We start from the raw sequence: 17470 nt of genomic DNA, 5'->3' as shown, positions 1-17470 counted from the left end.
GCTCAGACCTTCTTCATCTGGATTTGCGAGAACAGCCCGCCCGGCCGGGTCACCAGCACCACCAGCATGATGATGTAGGGCGACATCTGCGCGAACTCGCCCGGCGCGTAGCGGCCCGCCAGCGGCTCGACGATGCCGATCAGGAGCCCGCCGAGCAGCGCGCCCGGGAGCGAGCCCATCCCGCCGATGACGGCCGCCGCGAAGGCCTTGATGCCGAGCAGCCCGATGTTCGGGTCGATCGCCCCCTTGGTGGCGTAGAGCACGCCCGCCACGGTCGCCACGACCCCCGAGAGGCCCCAGATCAGACCGTTCAGCCGCATCACCGGGACGCCGACGATATAGGCCGCCATCTGGTTCTGCGAGGCCGCCTGCGCGGCCAGCCCCACCCGCGTGAAGGCGAAGAAGGCCCAGAGCAGCAGTGTCAGGACCGCGGTGACGAGGATGGTCACCAGGTCCGCCGCCCCCAGCACCACGCCGCCGAAGTAGAAGTTCACGCCGGAGAAGGGCGTCTCCAGAACCAGCGGCGTGTAGCCCCAGATCGAGCCGGCGACGAAGCGCAGCACGAAGCCGAGCGCGATGGTCAGGATCACCAGAGCGAATTGCGGCTGGCCGAAGATCCGGCGCACGAAGACCCGCTCGATCCCCCAGCCGACCCCGAACATGCAGGCCATGGCCGCGGGAACCGCGAGGAAGAAGGGCCAGCCCATCTGGTCCGCATTTCCGAAGCCGAGCGCGATGAAGGCGCCCAGCATCATCATGTCGCCCTGGGCGAAGTTCACCCCTTCGCTGGCCTTGTAGATGAGCACGAACCCGAGCGCGACGAGCCCGTAGATACAGCCGTTCGCCACGCCGCCGAACAGCAGCTGCAGAAGCTCCATGAACCTCTCCTTTCGCGCGCCGGAACCCGGCCGCGCGCCTCCCTGTGTGCAGCGCTTCTGCCGCCTCCTCCTGACGGAGCCTGAACGCTGTTGACACGATTTAAACAGACGTGTTCAATTTCGGTCAACACATATTTCGGACCCCCCTTCCCCTGATGAACAGCGCCAGCCTCCGCATCCACCATGCTGCCATGCGCATCTTCGCCGAGACCGGCGGGACCACGATTCCCGTCAGCGAGCTGGCGAAGGAGGCGGGGCTCTCGCGCGGCACGATCTACAACAACCTCGCCGAGCCCTCGGGGCTCTTCGCCTCGGTCTGCGACATGATGGCCGAGGAATTCCTGCACTCCGTGCGGGAGAGCTTCGGCACCGAGACCGATCCCGCGCTGCGGATTTCCAACGCCATGCGGCTCTGCGTGCGCCGGGTGCACGAGGAACCCCACTGGGGCCGCTTCATCGCGCGCTATGCCATGCTCGAGCAGAAGCTCGGCGCCTTCTGGGGCCGGGTGCCGGCCGAAGAGCTGAACCGCGGGATCGAGACCGGGCGCTTCGACGTCCGGCCCGAGCAGGTCGTCTCGATCTGCGGGATGATGGGCGGGGCCACCTTCGGCGCGATGACGCTGGTGCTGAACGGGCACCGCACATGGCGCGAAGCGGGCAGCGACACCGCCGAGGCGATGCTGCGCGCCCTCGGGATCGAGCGGCGCGAGGCTCGGCTGCTGGCCGCCAGGGAGTTCGAGCCCCTGCCCCGCATGGCGCTTTTCGACGCGGCCTGAGGAGGGCCCGGGAGACAGGACGAAACAGACCGACATCGCATTCTGGGAGGAAACCGATGGCCGAAACCGCCTATATCTACGACGCGATCCGCACGCCCCGCTCCAAGGGCAAGCCGGACGGCACGCTGCACGAGGTGAAACCCATCGACCTCGTCACCACGCTCCTCGGCGAGATGCAGTCGCGCCACGACCTCGATACAGCCCGGGTGGATGACGTGATGCTGGGCTGCGTGATGCCGGTGATGGAACAGGGCGCGGTGCTGCCCAAGATCGCGTTGCAGAAGGCCGGCTGGTCCGACAAGGTTCCCGGCGCGCAGGTGAACCGGTTCTGCGCCTCCGGGCTCGACACCTTCAACACCGCCGCCGCCAAGGTGGCCTCGGGCTGGGAGGACCTGGTCTGCGCGGGCGGCTTCGAGTCGATGTCCCGCGTCCCCATGGGCGCCGACGGCGGCCCCTTCGCCGAGGATCCGGCGACCGCGATCCAGACCGGCTTCGTGCCGCAGGGCATCGGCGCCGACCTGATCGCCACCATCGAGGGCTGGAGCCGCGACGACGTCGACGCCTTCGCGCTGGAGAGCCAGAAACGCGCGGCCCACGCCCGGGATTCGGGCTGGTTCGACCGCTCGGTCGTGCCGGTGAAGGACGAGAACGGCATCACGATCCTGGAACGGGACGATTTCATCAAACCCGACACCGACATGCAGAAGCTGGGCGCGCTGAAGCCCTCCTTCGCGGGCCCCGGGGCCATGGGCTTCGACACCGTGGCGCTCGCCCGCTACCCCGAGGTCGAGCGGATCAACCATGTCCACACGCCGGGCAATTCCAGCGGAATCGTGGACGGCGCCTCGCTGGTGATGGTGGGCTCCGAACAGGCCGGCAAGGATCTCGGCCTCACGCCGCGCGGGCGGGTGGTTTCCATCGCGCTGACCTCGACCGATCCGACGATCATGCTGACCGGGCCGGGGCCGGCCTCGGAAAAGGCGCTGGCCAAGGCCGGGCTTTCCATCGAGGACATCGACCTCGTGGAGATCAACGAGGCTTTCGCCAGCGTTGCCCTGCGCCTGCAGCGCGATCTCGATGTGCCGGACGAGAAGCTGAACGTCGTCGGCGGCGCCATCGCCATGGGGCATCCGCTGGGCGCGACGGGGGGCTGTCTCGTCTCGACGATGCTGGACGAGCTGGAGCGGCGGAAACTGAAGCGCGCGCTGATCTGCATGTGCGTGGGCGGCGGCATGGGCATCGCCTCGATCATCGAACGCGTCTGAGGGAGGGGCACATGAGCGATTTCATCTACGAGAAGGACGCGGACGGCATCGTGACCGTGACGATGGACATGGCCGGCCAGTCCGCCAACACGATGAACGCCCGGTTCGTGCCGGGGATGCAGGACGTGATCGCGAAGCTTCGGGCGGAAGAGGACCTCAGGGGCGTGATCTTCGCCTCGGCCAAGAAGACCTTCTTCGCGGGCGGCGATCTGAACGACATCCTCGCGACCACCCGGGCCGATGCCGAGACCTTCGCCTATATCGAGGCGAACAAGGCCGTCTACCGCGATCTCGAACGCCTCCCCGTCCCGGTCGTCGCCGCGATCAACGGCGCGGCGCTCGGCGGCGGCTACGAGCTCTGCCTCGCCTGCAACCACCGGATCGTCGCGGATGACCCGAAGGCGGTCGTCGGCCTGCCCGAGGTGACCCTCGGCCTGCTGCCGGGGGCCGGAGGCGTGGTCCGGCTGACCGCGCTCCTCGGGCTGGAGAAGGCGCTGCCCTACCTGCTCGAGGGCAAGCAGGCCAAGCCGCAGCAGGCCCTCTCCGAGGGCATGGTCGACGCGGTCGTCGCCAAGGACGAACTGATCCCCGCCGCCCGGGCCTGGATCAAGGCCAACCCCGACAGCCAAACCCAGCCCTGGGACCGGAAGGGCTTCCGCTACCCGAATGGCGATGCGCTGCATCCGCGCATCCGGCAGACCATCCAGGTCAGCTCGGCCATGCTCTTCCAGAAGACCCGAGGGCTCCTGCCCGCACCCGAGAAGATCCTCGACATCGCGGTCAATTCCATGCGGATGAGCTTCGACGCCGCGCTCAGGATGGAGAGCCGGGGGATCGTCGCGCTGATGACCACGCCCGAGTGCAAGGCCGCGATCACGACGTTCTTCTTCGGGATGCAGGCGATCAGGTCCGGCAAGGTGCGCCCCGAGGGGCCGCAGTGGAAGGCCTCCAAGGCCGCCGTTCTGGGGGCGGGCATGATGGGATCGGGCATCGCCTATGCCCATGCCAGGGCGGGGCTGACCACCGCGCTCAAGGACATGGAGATGGCCAGGGCCGAGAAGGGCAAGGCCTATTCGCAAGCCCTCTGCGACAAGGCGATCAAGCGGGGGCGGATGAGCGAGGAGGCCAGGGCAGCCCTGCTGGACAAGATCACGCCCGTCACCGACGACGCCGCCTGCAAGGGCGCCGACATCATCATCGAGGCGGTGTTCGAGGATATCGACCTGAAGGAGACGGTCATCCCCGAGACCTGGAAGCAGCTCGCCGATGACGGGATCTACGGCTCGAACACCTCGACCCTGCCGATCTCGATCCTCGCGGAAAGCTGCCCCGATCCGACCCGCTTCATCGGCCTGCATTTCTTCAGCCCGGTCGACAAGATGAAGGTGGTCGAGATCATCATGGGCGAGAAGACGAGCGCCGAAACCCTCCGCCGCGCCTACGATTACGTCCAGCAGATCGGCTACATGCCCATCGTGGTGAACGACAGCCGCGGCTTCTTCACCAGCCGCGTCTTCGGCACCTTCATGGACGAGGGGATGCAGCTTCTGCAGGACGGCATGTCCCCCGCCGCCATCGAGCGTGCCGCCTGGAAGGCCGGGATGCCGGTTGGGCCGCTCGCGGTGTCGGACGAGGTCTCGCAGGTGCTCTCCCAGAAGGTGCGCAGGACGCACGAGGCGCTCGACGCGCGGCTCGGGGTGGAGAGCGACTTCGGCCACCACAACACCGCCAGCGCAAGGGTCGTCGACGCGATGATCGCACAGGGCCGCGGCGGGCGGCACTACGGCGGCGGCTTCTACGATTACGCCTCGGACGGGACGAAATCGCTCTGGCCGGGGCTGTCGCAATTCGCACAGGGCAACGCGGAGGTGCCGATGGAGGACGCCATCGACCGCCTCCTCTACCGGCAGGCGATCGAGACGCTGCGCTGCCTCGACGAGGGCGTGCTGAACACCGAGGTGGAGGCCAACCTCGGCGGCATCTTCGCCATCGGCTTCCCGGCCCATACCGGCGGCGCGATCCAGTTCATCCGCGGAATCGGCGTGGACGCCTTCAATGCCCGCGCGAAGGCCCTGGCCGAACGCTACGGCGAGCGGTTCGCGATCCCCGACGCGGCCTTCGACCGGCTGCGCGACAGCGCGGCAGAGGCGGCATGAGCGGGCCCCTCGCCGGCCTCCGGGTGGTGGAGATGGCGGGCATCGGCCCCGCGCCGCTGGCCGGCCAGTTCCTGGCCGACCTGGGCGCCGAGGTCACGCTGATCGCCCGCAAGTCGGCCGCGGCGCATCCCGCCGACATCAACAACCGCGGCAAGCGGTCGGTGGCGCTGAACCTCAAGCACCCCGAAGGGGTGGCCGCGGCGATGGCGCTGATCGCGGGGGCGGACGTGCTGATCGAGGGCTTCCGTCCCGGCGTGATGGAGCGCATGGGGCTTGGTCCCGCGGAATGCGCCGAGCGCAATCCCGGGCTGGTCTATGGCCGGATGACCGGCTGGGGCCAGGACGGTCCGATGGCGCAGATGGCGGGGCACGACATCAACTACCTCGGGCTGACCGGCTTCCTGCATGCCATCGGCCGGGCGGACGACGTGCCCACCCCGCCGCTCAACATCGGGGCGGATTACGCGGGCGGCACGATGTTCCTGCTGTTCGGCATCATGGCCGCGCTCTGGGAGCGCCAGACCTCGGGCAAGGGCCAGGTGATCGATGCGGCGATGGTCGACGGGGCCTCGGCGCTGATGGCGCTGGTCCATTCGATGATCGCCATGGGCCGCTGGAGCGAAGCGCGCGAGAGCAACCTGCTCGACGGCGGCGCGCCGCATTACCGGACCTACGCCTGCGCCGACGGGAAGTTCATCGCGCTCGGACCGCTCGAGCCGCAGTTCTTCGCCGAGATGATCGCGAGGGCCGGCATCGACGACGCGCAGCGCGCCGACCAGACCGACCCCGCCCGGTGGCCCGAGCGGCGCGAGGATTACGCGGCAATCTTCCGGCAGAAGACCCGCGACGAATGGACCGCGATCTTCGACGGCACCGACGCCTGCGCGACCCCGGTGCTGACATGGTCCGAGGCCGCGGATCACCCCCACCTCGCCGCCCGGCGGACCTTTGTCGTGCGGGACGGCGTCACCCAGGCCGCCCCCGCGCCGCGCTTCAGCCGCACCCCCGCCGACGCGCCGCGCCCGCCCCCCGCCCCGGGTCAGGACACCGAGGCCGCGCTGAGGGCCGCGGGTTACGACGAGGACACGATCGCGCGGCTCAGGGCCGAGGGCGTGCTGACCTGACAGAAGGAGAGCATCGCGCCCGCCCGCCTTGTCAGCTCCGGCAGACGCGGCCTAGGCTCGATGAGGCACGACATGAACCGCCCCACGGTGACGGGCGCCCGACACGGCAGCGGAGGAGGCACCGGCATGAATACGACCGAAGACGCGCCCTGCGCGCGGGCAGGACGCGCCCGGATGGCCTTGCCCCGGCGGACCGCCACAGGCAGGCGCCGCCACGGCCCGCCGGCCTGCGACCGCGCGGCACCGCACCCGACGCCCGCGAGAGCCGTGATCGGACGCCGCAGAGCCGCCGCGCTTGAAGCGACGGGCGCCGCGATCCCGCCCGGAACGGCGGATCCCGATCCGCCGCCGGACGCCTAGACTTCACGACACGACAGGAGGAGATCGTGGCGACAGCTGACCAACAGGAACTGCACATCGGCGTCTGGGCCGCCCGGACACCGGACCGCCCCGCCGTGATCGAGGCCGAGACGGGCCGCGTGATCACCTTCGGCGCCTATGAGGCGATGTCGAACCGCGTCGCGCATCTCGCGCGGGCGCTCGGGCTCAGGCCGCATGACCACGCGGTCGTGCTGCTGGAGAACCGCTACGATTACCTGCCGCTCTTCTGGGGGCTGATCCGCGCCGGGCTGCGTGTGACGCCGATGCCGACACATCTGACGAAGGCGGAAATCGAATACATCCTCGCGGATTGCGACGCGAAGCTCTTCCTGACCTCGCAGGCCATGGCGCCGGTGGCCGGCCAGCTCGACCTGTCCTGCATGCCCGCCGAAGCGCGGCTGATGACGGACGGCGCCGCCCCGGGGTTCGCCGATCTCGACGCGGAACTCGCCGGGCTGCCCGACACGCCGATCCCGGACCAGCAGGAGGGGATCGACATGCTCTATTCCTCCGGCACCACGGGGCGCCCGAAGGGGGTGCGCAAACCGATGCCGCAGGGCCCCTTCGGCGTGCCGAACGCGCTGCTGACGAAAACCGCCGAGCGCTACGGCTTCGACACGAGCACGGTCTACCTCCACCCCTCGCCGCTCTACCATGCGGCGCCCCTGGGCTACACGATCCGGATCGGGCGGCTCGGCGGGTGCATCGTGGTGATGCGGAAGTTCGATGCCGAGGCCTGCCTCGCGAACATCGAACGCTACGGCGTGACCCACAGCCAGTGGGTGCCGACGCATTTCAACCGCCTGCTCAAGCTGCCCGAGGAGGTCCGGCACCGCTACGACCTCTCGACCCTGCAATGCGCCATCCACGCCGCGGCCCCCTGCCCGCATGACGTCAAGCGCGCGATGATCGACTGGTGGGGGCCGGTGATCCAGGAATATTACGCGGGCAGCGAAGGCAACGGCCAGTGCTCGATCACCTCCGAGGAATGGCTCGAGCGCCCCGGCTCGGTCGGGCAGGCCAAGGTCGGCACGCTCCACATCTGCGACGAGGACGGGCGCGAATTGCCCGCCGGTGAGATCGGCACGATCTATTTCGAGGGCGGCGCGCCGTTCGAATACCACAACGACCCCGGCAAGACCGCCGAGTCCCGGCATCCGACCGAAACCTGGTCGACCATCGGCGATGTCGGATACGTGGACGATGCGGGCTACCTCTATCTCACCGACCGCAAGAGCTTCATGATCCTGTCCGGCGGGGTGAACATCTACCCGCAGGAGGTCGAGGCGCTGCTGCTCACCCATCCCGACATCGAGGACGCCGCCGTCTTCGGCGTGCCGAACGAGGATTTCGGCGAGGAGGTGAAGGCGGTGGTCCAGCCCAAGGCGGGGGTCGTGCCCTCGGACGCGCTGGCGGCCGAGATCAGCGCCTTCTGCCGCGCCAACCTCAGCCACGTGAAATGCCCGCGGAGCGTGGAGTTCATCGCCGAGATGCCGCGCGGCGACAATGGCAAGCTCTACAAGAAGGTGCTCCGCGCGCCCTATTGGGAACAGACGCCCGCCTGAGCGGGGACATGGGACACGGACGGGAGGTCATCGGATGAACCTGGAATTCTCTGCGGAGAGCCTCGAGATCAGGGACCAGGGGCGCAGGTTCCTGGCCGGGCAGACCTGCCTGCCCAAGGTGCGCGCCGCGCTCGACGGCGGCGGGATCGACAACGCCGCGCTCTGGCAGGGCATCGTCGCCCAGGGCTGGACCGGCGCGGCAATCCCGGAGGAATACGGCGGTCATGGCATCGGCTACGAGGCGCTCTGCGTCATCGCCGAGGAACTGGGCCGGTCCCTCGCCCCCGTGCCCTTCGCCTCGACCGCCTTCCTCGCCGCCGAGGCGCTGATGCTCGCGGGCTCCGAGGAGCAAAAAGAGGCCTGGCTGCCGAAACTCGCCTCCGGAGAGGCCACCGGCACCTTCGCGCTGTCCGAGGGGCCGGGCGCGATCGCCCCCGGCGCGGTGAAGGCGCGCTTCGCGGACGGCAGGCTCAGCGGGACCAAGTGGCCGGTGCCCGACGGCGACACCGCCGACATCGCCATCGTCGCCGCGCGGGACGCGGACGGCCGCATCGTGCAGGTGCTGGTGGACTTGGGCGCGGAGGGTGTGACGCGCGGGACGCTCGACACGCTCGACCCCTCCCGCCCGCAGGCCCGGCTCGATTTCGACGGCGCGCCGGCGCAGGTGCTCCAGTCCAACGAGGATCCGTGGGAGACGGTGCTCTCCCTCCTCGACCGGGCCGCGATCCTGACCGCCTTCGAAGAGGTCGGCGGCGCGCAGGCCTGCCTCGACATGGCGACTGCCTATGCCAAGGAGCGGATGGCCTTCGGGCGGCCCATCGGATCGAACCAGGCGATCAAGCACAAGCTGGCGGATGTCTTCGTGGCGCTCGAGCTGGCGCGGTCCAACGCCTACATGGGCGCGCTCGGCCTGACCTCGGGCGAGCGGGACCTGACGCTGGCCGCGGCCACCGCGCGGGTCTCCTCGATCCAGGCGTTCACGCTGGCCGCGTCCGAGAACATCCAGACCCACGGCGGCATCGGTTTCACCTGGGAGGCGGATCCGCAGCTCTATTACCGCCGGGCGGGGGCGCTGGCGCTCACGAACGGCACGCTGGGGTTCTGGAAGGACCGGCTGGTCACGGCGCTCGAACGCCGCGACGCGGCCTGAGGGGAGGAACGACATGGATCTCGAAGACACGAAAGCGGAAGCCGAGTACCGCGCGAAGGTCCGCGCCTTCCTGGACGCCCATGCCGAGAAGCGGGTGCGCGGCGCGGCCCCTGCGCCCTCGCGCGGGATCGACGCGGAGGCTCTGACCCGCGCGAAGGCCTGGCAGGCGAAGAAGGCCGAGGCGGGCTTTGCCGGCATCCGCTGGCCCGAGGAATGGGGCGGCCAGGGCGGCGGGCCGATCGAGGAGGTGATCTATACCCAGGAGGAGGCGAAATACACCGTCCCCCGCGGCGTCTTCGAGATCGGCCTCGGCATGTGCCTGCCGACGATGATCGCCTATGCCACGAAGGAGCAGCTCGAACGCTACACCGGCCCCGCGCTCCGCGGCGAGGAGGTCTGGTGCCAGCTCTTTTCCGAACCCGCCTCGGGCTCGGACCTCGCGGGGCTCCGGACCCGCGCGGTCAGGGACGGCGACGAATGGGTCATCAACGGGCAGAAGATCTGGACCTCGGGCGCGCATCTGTCGGATTACGGCATCCTGCTGACCCGGACCGATCCGACGGTGCCGAAGCACAAGGGGCTCACGATGTTCTTCATCGACATGCACGCCCCCGGCGTCGAGGTCCGGCCCATCCACCAGATGTCCGGCGCCTCGCATTTCAACGAGGTCTTCTTCACCGACCTGCGGGTGCCCGACGCGCATCGCCTCGGCGCGGTCGGGGACGGCTGGCGGGTGGCGCTGACCACGCTGATGAACGAACGCCTCGCGGTCGGGGACGAGCCGCGGCCCGATGTCGAGGACCTGATCGCCTTCCTCGAGGAATTCGAGATCGACGGCGTGCCCGCCATCCGCACGCCCGTGGTCCGCGACCGGCTGGCCGATATCTACGCCCGCTCCGCCGGGGTGAAGAGCGCGCGGTTCCGCGCCATCACCGCGCTGTCGCGGGGCGAGACGCCGGGGCCCGAGGCCTCCATCGGGCGGCTGGTGAACGCGATGAAACAGCAGGAGATCGCGCGGCTCGCGCTGGAACTGATGGGTGCGGGCGGCATGGTCTCGGACCCCGAGACGGCGCTGCGCGCGGGCAGCTTCCAGCAATCGCTGCTGGCCGCCCCCGGACAGCGGATCGCGGGCGGCACCTCCGAGATCCTGCGCAACATCATCGCGGAGCGGGTGCTGGGCCTGCCCGGCGATCCGCGGGTCGACAAGGACGTCCCGTTTCAGGACATCGGCCGCGGACGATCCTGACGCGCCGGGCGGGCGGCGGGGCTGCCTGCCCGCCGCATGACCCAACGTCACCGTCGCGACGGAACTTGCATGGCGTCACGTTCAATCCAAATTGAACGGAAACGACCCAAGGCCCCTGCATGTCCGAAACGCCCACCGACCGCTTCATCGAGACCCTCGGCCTGATCTACCAGTCCGAGGGCGCGCCGCGCATTGCGGGGATGATCCTCGCGCTGCTGCTGATGTCCGACCGGCCGATGAGCCTGGCCGAGATCGCCGGGCGGCTCGGGATCTCGAAGGCCTCCGCCTCGACCAACACGCGCCTGCTGGAACGGCGCGGCATGGCCTCGAAGACGCGGGGCGGCGGACGGCAGGATTTCTGGGAGGCCGACCCCGATCCGCAGAGCCGCGTGCTGCCCGCGCTGGCGGAGCGGTTCCGCGAACACGCCCGCGCGGTGCAGGGCGTCGCCAGGACATTCCCGCCCGAAGAGGAAGCGAAACGTGCCAAGATCGCGCGGTTCGCGGCCTTCTACGACGATTCGGCAGAGTTCCTCGATGCATGGTCCGCCCGGCTCACCGCCATGGCCGACCCCTCCCCCGAGACAAACTGAGAGCGGCACACGGATGACGAACGATCCCCGGAAACCGAAATGGGCGCAGCGCGCCGCGGGCGCCGACGAGGCCTCCGGCGCGGCCCCGCCCTATCGCAAGCGGCGGCGCTGGCTGGCCCCGCTGCTGATCCTGGTGGCGGTCGCCGCGGTGGCCGCCTACCTCGTGCTCGGCCGCGAGGACGCGCTGACCGGCGCCGATCCCGAGACCGCCGCGCCGGCCGAGCCCGCGGAGGCACGCGAGGTCGTGATGCAGGTCCTGTCGACCGAGCTCCACGAAGTCGAGGCCGGGGAATTGCGCGAGACGACGCGGATCACCGGCTCGCTCGATCCGGCCAACAAGCTCGAGATCCCGGCCGAGGTCGCGGGCCGGGTGGACGAGGTCACGCTCCAGCCCGGCGATCCCGTCGAGCAGGGGCAGGTGCTGGTCAGGATCGACATCGAGACGCTGACCAACCAGCTCGAGCAGCAGCGCGCCAGTGCCGAGGCCACGCGCGCCCAGCTCGAACTGGCGCAATCGGAATACGAACGCACGCAGAGCCTGGTGAACCGGGGCGTCGCCAGCGTCTCGACCCTCGACAGCCAGGCGGCGCAGGTGCGGCAGCTCGAGGCCAATCTCGCCGTTCAGGAACGGCAGGTCGCGAATGCCGAGCAATCGCTCGAGAAGGCGACGATCACCGCGCCCTTTGCCGGCACCGTGTCGGAACGCGCGGTCGATCCGGGCACCTACGTCAGCCCCGGCACGCCGCTGATGACCATCGTGGACCTGTCGTCGCTGACGCTCGAGGGGGTGGTCCCGGTGATCTACGCGCCGCGGATCAGGGTCGGGCAGACCGGCGAGGTTTCGGTCGACGGGCTGGGCGATCAGGTCTTCACCGGCACCGTGGACCGCGTCTCGCCGGTGGCGAAGGCCGGAACGCGGATGCTGCCGATCTACGCGACGGTCGAGAATTCCAACAGCACCCTGCGCGGCGGCATGTTCGCCTCGGGCGTGCTGATCCTCGACGCGGCAGAGGACGCGATCGGCATCCCCGTCGCGGCCCTGCGCGAGGATGACGAGGGGCAATACGTGCTGAAGGTCGAGGGCGATCAGGTCGTCCGCCAGCCGGTCGAGTTGGCGCGGACCTGGGACGGCGGCCAAGTCTATCAGGTGACCTCGGGCCTCGCCGCGGGCGACGTGATCGTCGCCAGCGCGCTCGAGCGGCTCGACCCCGGCACGACCATCACCGTGATCGGGAACTAGGCCGATGATCCTCACCCGCATCTCCGTCAGCCAGCCGGTCTTCGCCACGATGATGATGGTGGCGATCTTCGTGATCGGCCTGTTCTCCTACACCCGCCTGCCGGTCGAGCAGCTGCCCGACGTGGACTTCCCGGTCGTGGCCGTCGTCACCTCCTACCCCGGGGCGACGCCCGAGGCGGTGGAGGCCGACATCATCAAGCCGATCGAGGACGGGATATCGACCCTGTCCGGCATCGACACGATCACCTCGACGGCGCAGACCGGCTCCTCCATGGTGCTGATCCAGTTCGATCTCGAGGTCGACAGCTCGGTCGCCGCGCAGGATGTGCGCGACCGGATCGCGCAGATCTCGGGCACGCTGCCGGACAATGCCGAAGACCCGCAGATCCTGCGGTTCGACCCATCGGAGCTGCCCGTCATGTCGGTTGCGGTCGTCTCGGACCGCTACGACGCCGGCACGCTGACCGCGCTGGCCGAGGACCAGCTGGCCACGCGCCTGTCGAACATCACCGGCGTCGGCCGCGCCTCTGTCGTGGGCGGCATCCCGCGCGAGATCCATGTTCTGCTGGACCCGAACCGCATGGCCGCGCTCGGCATCGGCGCGCCCGAGATCGCGCAGGCGCTGGCCAGCGAGAACACCGACCTGCCCGCCGGCTCGGTGACCGAGGGCGGCGCCAAGCAATCGGTGCAGGTCGAGGGGCGCCTGAAGGAAGTGCGCGCCTTCGACGACATCATCGTCGCGCGCCGCGGCGGCTATCCGGTGCGGCTGAGCGACGTCGCCCGGACCGGCCCCGAGCTTGCCGAACAGGACAGCCTCGCCATGCTCGACGGCGCGCCGGCGCTGGCGGTCGACATCGTCAAGACGCAGGGCGCCAACACCGTCGCGGTGGCCGAGGCGATCCGCGAGGAGATCGTGAAGCTGGGCGAGGACCCGCTCTACGAGGGCATCACCTTCCAGATCATCCGCGACAATGCCGTGCCGGTCGAAGAGAGCTTCGAATCCGTGCAGTCGATGCTGATCGAGGGCGCGCTGCTGGCCACGATCATCGTCTTCCTGTTCCTCAACTCGTGGCGCTCGACCGTCATCACCGGGCTCACGCTGCCGATCTCGATCATCGGCACCATGGCGGCGATCTACTTCCTCGGCTTCACGCTCAACATGATGACGATGATGGCCCTGTCGCTCGCCGTCGGCATCCTGATCGACGACGCCATCGTGGTGCGCGAGAACATCATGCGCCATCTCCAGATGGGCAAGTCGCACCACCAGGCCGCGCTCGACGGCACCAACGAGATCGGCCTCGCGGTGCTCGCCACCACGCTCTCCGTCGTCGCGGTGTTCCTGCCCGTGGCCTTCATGGAGGGCATCCTCGGCCGCTTCTTCCTGCAGTTCGGGGTGACGGTCTCGGTCGCGGTGATGATCTCGCTCTTCGTCTCCTTCACGCTCGACCCGATGATGTCCTCGGTCTGGTACGACCCGGCGGCGGACGAGAACGCGAAGCGCGGGCCCCTGGGCCGTGCCGTGGCACAGTTCGAACGGTTCTTCGACTGGGTCGGCCGGCGCTATCGCGCCCTGCTCGTCTGGTGCCTGAACTGGCGCAAGACGACGCTGCTCGTCGCCGTGCTGGCCTTTGTCGGCGGGCTCGCCCTGTTCCCGTTCATCGGCGCCGAATTCGTCCCGCCAGAGGACAATTCCGAGGTCCAGATCGACATGGAGATGCCGGTCGGCACGCCGCTCGCCCGGACCGCCGAGAAGATCGCGCAGGTGGATGCGGCGCTGGAAGGCTTCCCCTACGTGCTGGGCACCTATGCCACCGTCAACTCGGGCACCAACTCGGGCGAGAACTCGGCCGCGATCATCGTCAAGCTGACCGGCCCGACCGAGCGCGAGCAGAACCCGACCCAGCTTGCCGCGCCGATCCGCGAGGCGCTCGCGGCGATCCCCGGCGCCAAGTTCCGCGTCGGCGCCTCGGGCGGCTTCGGCGGCGGTGTCGCCACGCCGATCGAGGTGAAGATCTACGGCGAGGATCTGGACGTGCTGGAACGCCTCGCCGATGATCTTGCCGCGAAGATGTCGCAGATCGAGGGGATGGTGGACGTGCGCACCTCGCTCGACGATCCGCAGCCGACGATCGGGGTGCAGGTCGACCGCGAGGCGGCCTCGGACCTCGGCGTGACCGTGGCGCAGGTCGGCAACGCGCTGTCGCCGATGATCCAGGGCCAGACGGTGTCGGACTGGACCGCCCCCGACGGCGAGACCTACGACGTCGTGCTGCGGCTGCCCGAAGCGGCGCGCAACGATCCGGCCGTCTTCGGCTCGCTGCCCGTGGCCGCGAATGCCGACGGGACCGGGGTCGTCCGGCTCGACCAGCTGGCGAGCGTGACCCATTCGGTGGGCCCGGGCGTCATAAACCGCGAGAACCGCGAACGCTCGGTCAGCGTGACGGCGGGGCTGGACGGCGTCGACATCCGCGCCGTGGACCCCGCGCTGACCGAGGCCAAGGACAGCCTCGCCCTGCCGCCGGGCTATCACCTCGGCACCGGGGGCGACGCCGAGCAGATCGCCGAATCCGCCGCCTCGGCCGGGGCCGCCCTGACGCTGGCGGTGGTCTTCATCTACCTCGTGCTTGCCTCGCAGTTCGGCAGCTTCGTCCAGCCGGTCGCGATCATGTCCTCCCTCCCCCTCGCCCTGATCGGCGTGATGGGCGGGCTGCTGGTCGGCGGCTCCACCCTCAACATGTTCTCGATCATCGGCTTCGTGATGCTGATGGGGCTCGTGGTGAAGAACGCGATCCTGCTCGTCGACAACTCGAACCAGCACCGGCGCGCGGGGATGGACCTCTACGATTCGCTGATCGAGGCGGGCGGCACGCGGTTCCGGCCCATCGTGATGACGACGCTGGCGATGATCTTCGGGATGCTGCCCCTGGCACTCAACCTGCACGGTGGTTCGGGGCAGAACGCGCCGATGGCCCACGCGGTGATCGGCGGGCTGATCTCGTCCTCGCTGCTGACGCTGGTGGTGGTGCCGGTGCTGCTGACCTACGTGGACGGCTTCCTGAGGCTGGTCCGGCCCCTGCTGCCCAAGGCGCCCGACGAGACCCACGCCTGAACCGGCCCGCGGAGGGCCAAACCCTGACCAATCCCCGGCGGAGCCTTCGGGTTCCGCCGGTTCGCGCCCTCCGTCAGATCTTTGGGCGAAACACCGCCTATCAAACGATTTTTTTTGGCGAGCGCTCGCCCTTGCTGCACGTGCAGCATTGATTTCCGCATCGCGGCAATCACATCTCTTGTCCAGTTTCGGACAGGAGACTCACTTGCCTAAAGCCCACGACCCCGTGCGCTCCCCGCGCCCGCCGCACCGCCGTGCCTTCCTCGGTGGTCTCGGCGGGTCCCTGACGCTGCCCATGCTTCTTTCGCCCGCCCGTCTGTTCGCCCAGGACGCCGCCGCGCCGACCGCGCCGGAAGGCGAGGCGTTTTCCTTCGACATCCTGAGCGAGTGGATGCTTGCCGCCAGCAAGGGCGAGCCGAAGACGCCGGAACAGGTCGGCGGCTTCCTCGCCGAGCTCGATTACGACGGCTACCAGCGCATCGCCTTCGACCGTGACCGCACCCGCTGGGCCGACACCGGCGAGGGCGGCTTCCGCGTCAACGCCTTCCACCTCGGATGGCTCTTCAAGGAGCCGGTGCACCTGCACGAGGTCGAGGATGGCAAGGCGCACGGGATGAGCTTCTCGACGGCCGATTTCGAATATCACGGGCTCGAGCAGGAGATCCCCGAGGATTTCGACCTGCCGGGCGTCGCGGGCTTCCGCGTGCTCGCGCCGCTGAACCGCGCCGACCGCCACGACGAGGTGGCGGCCTTCCTCGGCGCAAGCTACTTCCGCGCGCTCGGCCGCGACACCCATTACGGGCTGTCGGCCCGCGGCCTCTCGGTCAACACCGGCCAGCCCGACGGCGAGGAATTCCCCGTCTTCACCGACTTCTGGCTCGAACGTCCCGCCCCCGGATCCGAGACGGTGACGATCTACGCCGCCCTGCGCAGCGAGAGCCTGACCGGCGCCTATCGCTTCGTGCTGAACCCCGGCGAGACGACCACCGTGGACGTGACCGCACGGCTCTTCTTCCGCAGCGACATCGAACAGCTCGGCATCGCGCCGCTGACCTCGATGTTCCTTTTCGGCGGCGCCGATCAGGGCCCGTTCGACGATTACCGCCCCGCCGTCCATGACAGCGAGGCGCTGGTGGTCAACATGGCCTCGGGCGAGACCTTCTTCCGTCCGCTCAACAACCCGCCGCGGCTGGCGGGGTCGTATTTCTCGGCCGAGAACCCGGTCTCCTTCGGGCTCGTCCAGCGCGAGCGCGATTTCGAGAACTACCTCGACGCGCAGGCCCGCTACGAGACGCGCCCCTCGCTGATGATCGAACCGATCGGCCAGTGGGGCCGCGGCATCGTGCGGCTGATGGAGATCCCCTCGGATCTGGAAGGCAACGACAACATCGTGGCCTACTGGATCCCCGAGAAGCCAGCCCGCGCGGGCGACCAGCTCGAGATCTCGTATCGCCAGCACTGGGGCGCGGCGCCGCAGGGTGACGGGTCTTCGCAACATGCCCACGTCGTGCGCACGCGCGCCGGAAAAGGCGGCGTTTCCGGGGTCAAGGACAAGACCGACACGCGAAAATTCGTGATCGACTTCGAAGGCGGCCTGCTGGCGGAACTTCCCGCGGAAGGCGAGGTTACGCCGGAAGTGAGCGCCTCCCGAGGCGAGATCGTCGAGAAGGTCCTGTCCCGCGTGCCGGGCACGGATGTCTGGCGGCTGGTGATCGAGGCCCGCGGCGAAGCGGGCGCGACCGTCGAACTCAAGGCGCTGCTGACCGGCTACGGCCGGGTGCTGACGGAAACCTGGGTCTATCAATGGGTCAAGGAATGAGCACTGTCCAATCCTCTCCCGCCGCGGCCTCGACCGAGGCGGATGCGTGGCTGCCGCCCGAGGCGCCGCTGGCGATGCCGCGGCAGGCGCTCGAGCGCGAACGCGCCGCGGAAGGGGTCCTCGCGACCCTCTTCCGCCTGATCTTCACGCCCCTGCGCGGCTGAGGCC

Annotated in this window: 13 protein-coding genes; 12 read left to right on the top strand and 1 reads right to left on the bottom strand. The window is 69.2% G+C overall.

The features are described 5' to 3' along the window. Window positions 1-2: 2 nt before the first annotated feature. Complete coding sequence (locus Q344_RS0102630; RefSeq protein ID WP_028285289.1) at window positions 3-878, bottom strand: branched-chain amino acid ABC transporter permease; 876 nt, start codon at window positions 876-878, stop codon at window positions 3-5. Between the two features lie 155 nt (window positions 879-1033). Here Q344_RS0102630 and Q344_RS0102625 point away from each other — a divergent pair, with 155 nt between their 5' ends. The 12 genes from Q344_RS0102625 (at window position 1034) to Q344_RS26015 (ending at window position 17466) form a co-directional block, all read left to right on the top strand. Next, a complete protein-coding gene (locus Q344_RS0102625; RefSeq protein WP_028285288.1) occupies window positions 1034-1654 on the top strand; it encodes a TetR/AcrR family transcriptional regulator in 621 nt (206 codons plus the stop codon). 56 nt (window positions 1655-1710) lie between these two features. Continuing rightward, window positions 1711-2919, top strand: coding sequence for an acetyl-CoA C-acetyltransferase (locus Q344_RS0102620; RefSeq protein ID WP_028285287.1), 1209 nt, complete (start codon window positions 1711-1713; stop codon window positions 2917-2919). A gap of 11 nt (window positions 2920-2930) precedes the next feature. After that, window positions 2931-5075: a 3-hydroxyacyl-CoA dehydrogenase NAD-binding domain-containing protein gene (locus Q344_RS0102615; RefSeq protein WP_028285286.1), complete on the top strand. Its 2145-nt coding sequence runs from the start codon at window positions 2931-2933 to the stop codon at window positions 5073-5075. Next, window positions 5072-6199, top strand: coding sequence for a CaiB/BaiF CoA transferase family protein (locus Q344_RS0102610; RefSeq protein WP_028285285.1), 1128 nt, complete (start codon window positions 5072-5074; stop codon window positions 6197-6199). Before Q344_RS0102615 ends, Q344_RS0102610 begins: the two co-directional genes overlap by 4 nt. Window positions 6200-6585: 386 nt before the next feature. Then, window positions 6586-8145, top strand: coding sequence for an AMP-binding protein (locus Q344_RS0102605; RefSeq protein ID WP_229669123.1), 1560 nt, complete (start codon window positions 6586-6588; stop codon window positions 8143-8145). Between the two features lie 34 nt (window positions 8146-8179). Beyond that, complete coding sequence (locus Q344_RS0102600) at window positions 8180-9295, top strand: acyl-CoA dehydrogenase family protein (RefSeq protein WP_028285283.1); 1116 nt, start codon at window positions 8180-8182, stop codon at window positions 9293-9295. Window positions 9296-9308: 13 nt separating this feature from the next. Beyond that, a complete protein-coding gene (locus tag Q344_RS0102595; RefSeq protein ID WP_028285282.1) occupies window positions 9309-10541 on the top strand; it encodes an acyl-CoA dehydrogenase family protein in 1233 nt (410 codons plus the stop codon). Between the two features lie 119 nt (window positions 10542-10660). After that, window positions 10661-11131, top strand: a complete 471-nt coding sequence (locus Q344_RS0102590) for a GbsR/MarR family transcriptional regulator (RefSeq protein ID WP_028285281.1) — start codon at window positions 10661-10663, stop codon at window positions 11129-11131. Between the two features lie 13 nt (window positions 11132-11144). Then, complete coding sequence (locus Q344_RS0102585; protein WP_028285280.1) at window positions 11145-12371, top strand: efflux RND transporter periplasmic adaptor subunit; 1227 nt, start codon at window positions 11145-11147, stop codon at window positions 12369-12371. Window positions 12372-12375: 4 nt separating this feature from the next. Continuing rightward, complete coding sequence (locus Q344_RS0102580) at window positions 12376-15483, top strand: efflux RND transporter permease subunit (protein WP_028285279.1); 3108 nt, start codon at window positions 12376-12378, stop codon at window positions 15481-15483. A 205-nt stretch (window positions 15484-15688) separates the two neighbouring features. Next, window positions 15689-17302, top strand: a complete 1614-nt coding sequence (locus Q344_RS0102575; protein ID WP_336042111.1) for an OpgD/OpgG family glucan biosynthesis protein — start codon at window positions 15689-15691, stop codon at window positions 17300-17302. Further along, a complete protein-coding gene (locus tag Q344_RS26015) occupies window positions 17299-17466 on the top strand; it encodes a hypothetical protein (RefSeq protein ID WP_156954618.1) in 168 nt (55 codons plus the stop codon). The genes Q344_RS0102575 and Q344_RS26015 overlap by 4 nt, the downstream gene beginning before the upstream one ends. Window positions 17467-17470: the final 4 nt, after the last annotated feature.

This window comes from Pseudooceanicola nanhaiensis DSM 18065 (genome assembly GCF_000688295.1).
Taxonomy (GTDB): Bacteria; Pseudomonadota; Alphaproteobacteria; order Rhodobacterales; family Rhodobacteraceae; genus Pseudooceanicola; species Pseudooceanicola nanhaiensis.
The sequence above is the reverse complement of the archived record's forward strand: the minus strand, read 5'-3'. Positions and strand labels throughout refer to the sequence as shown.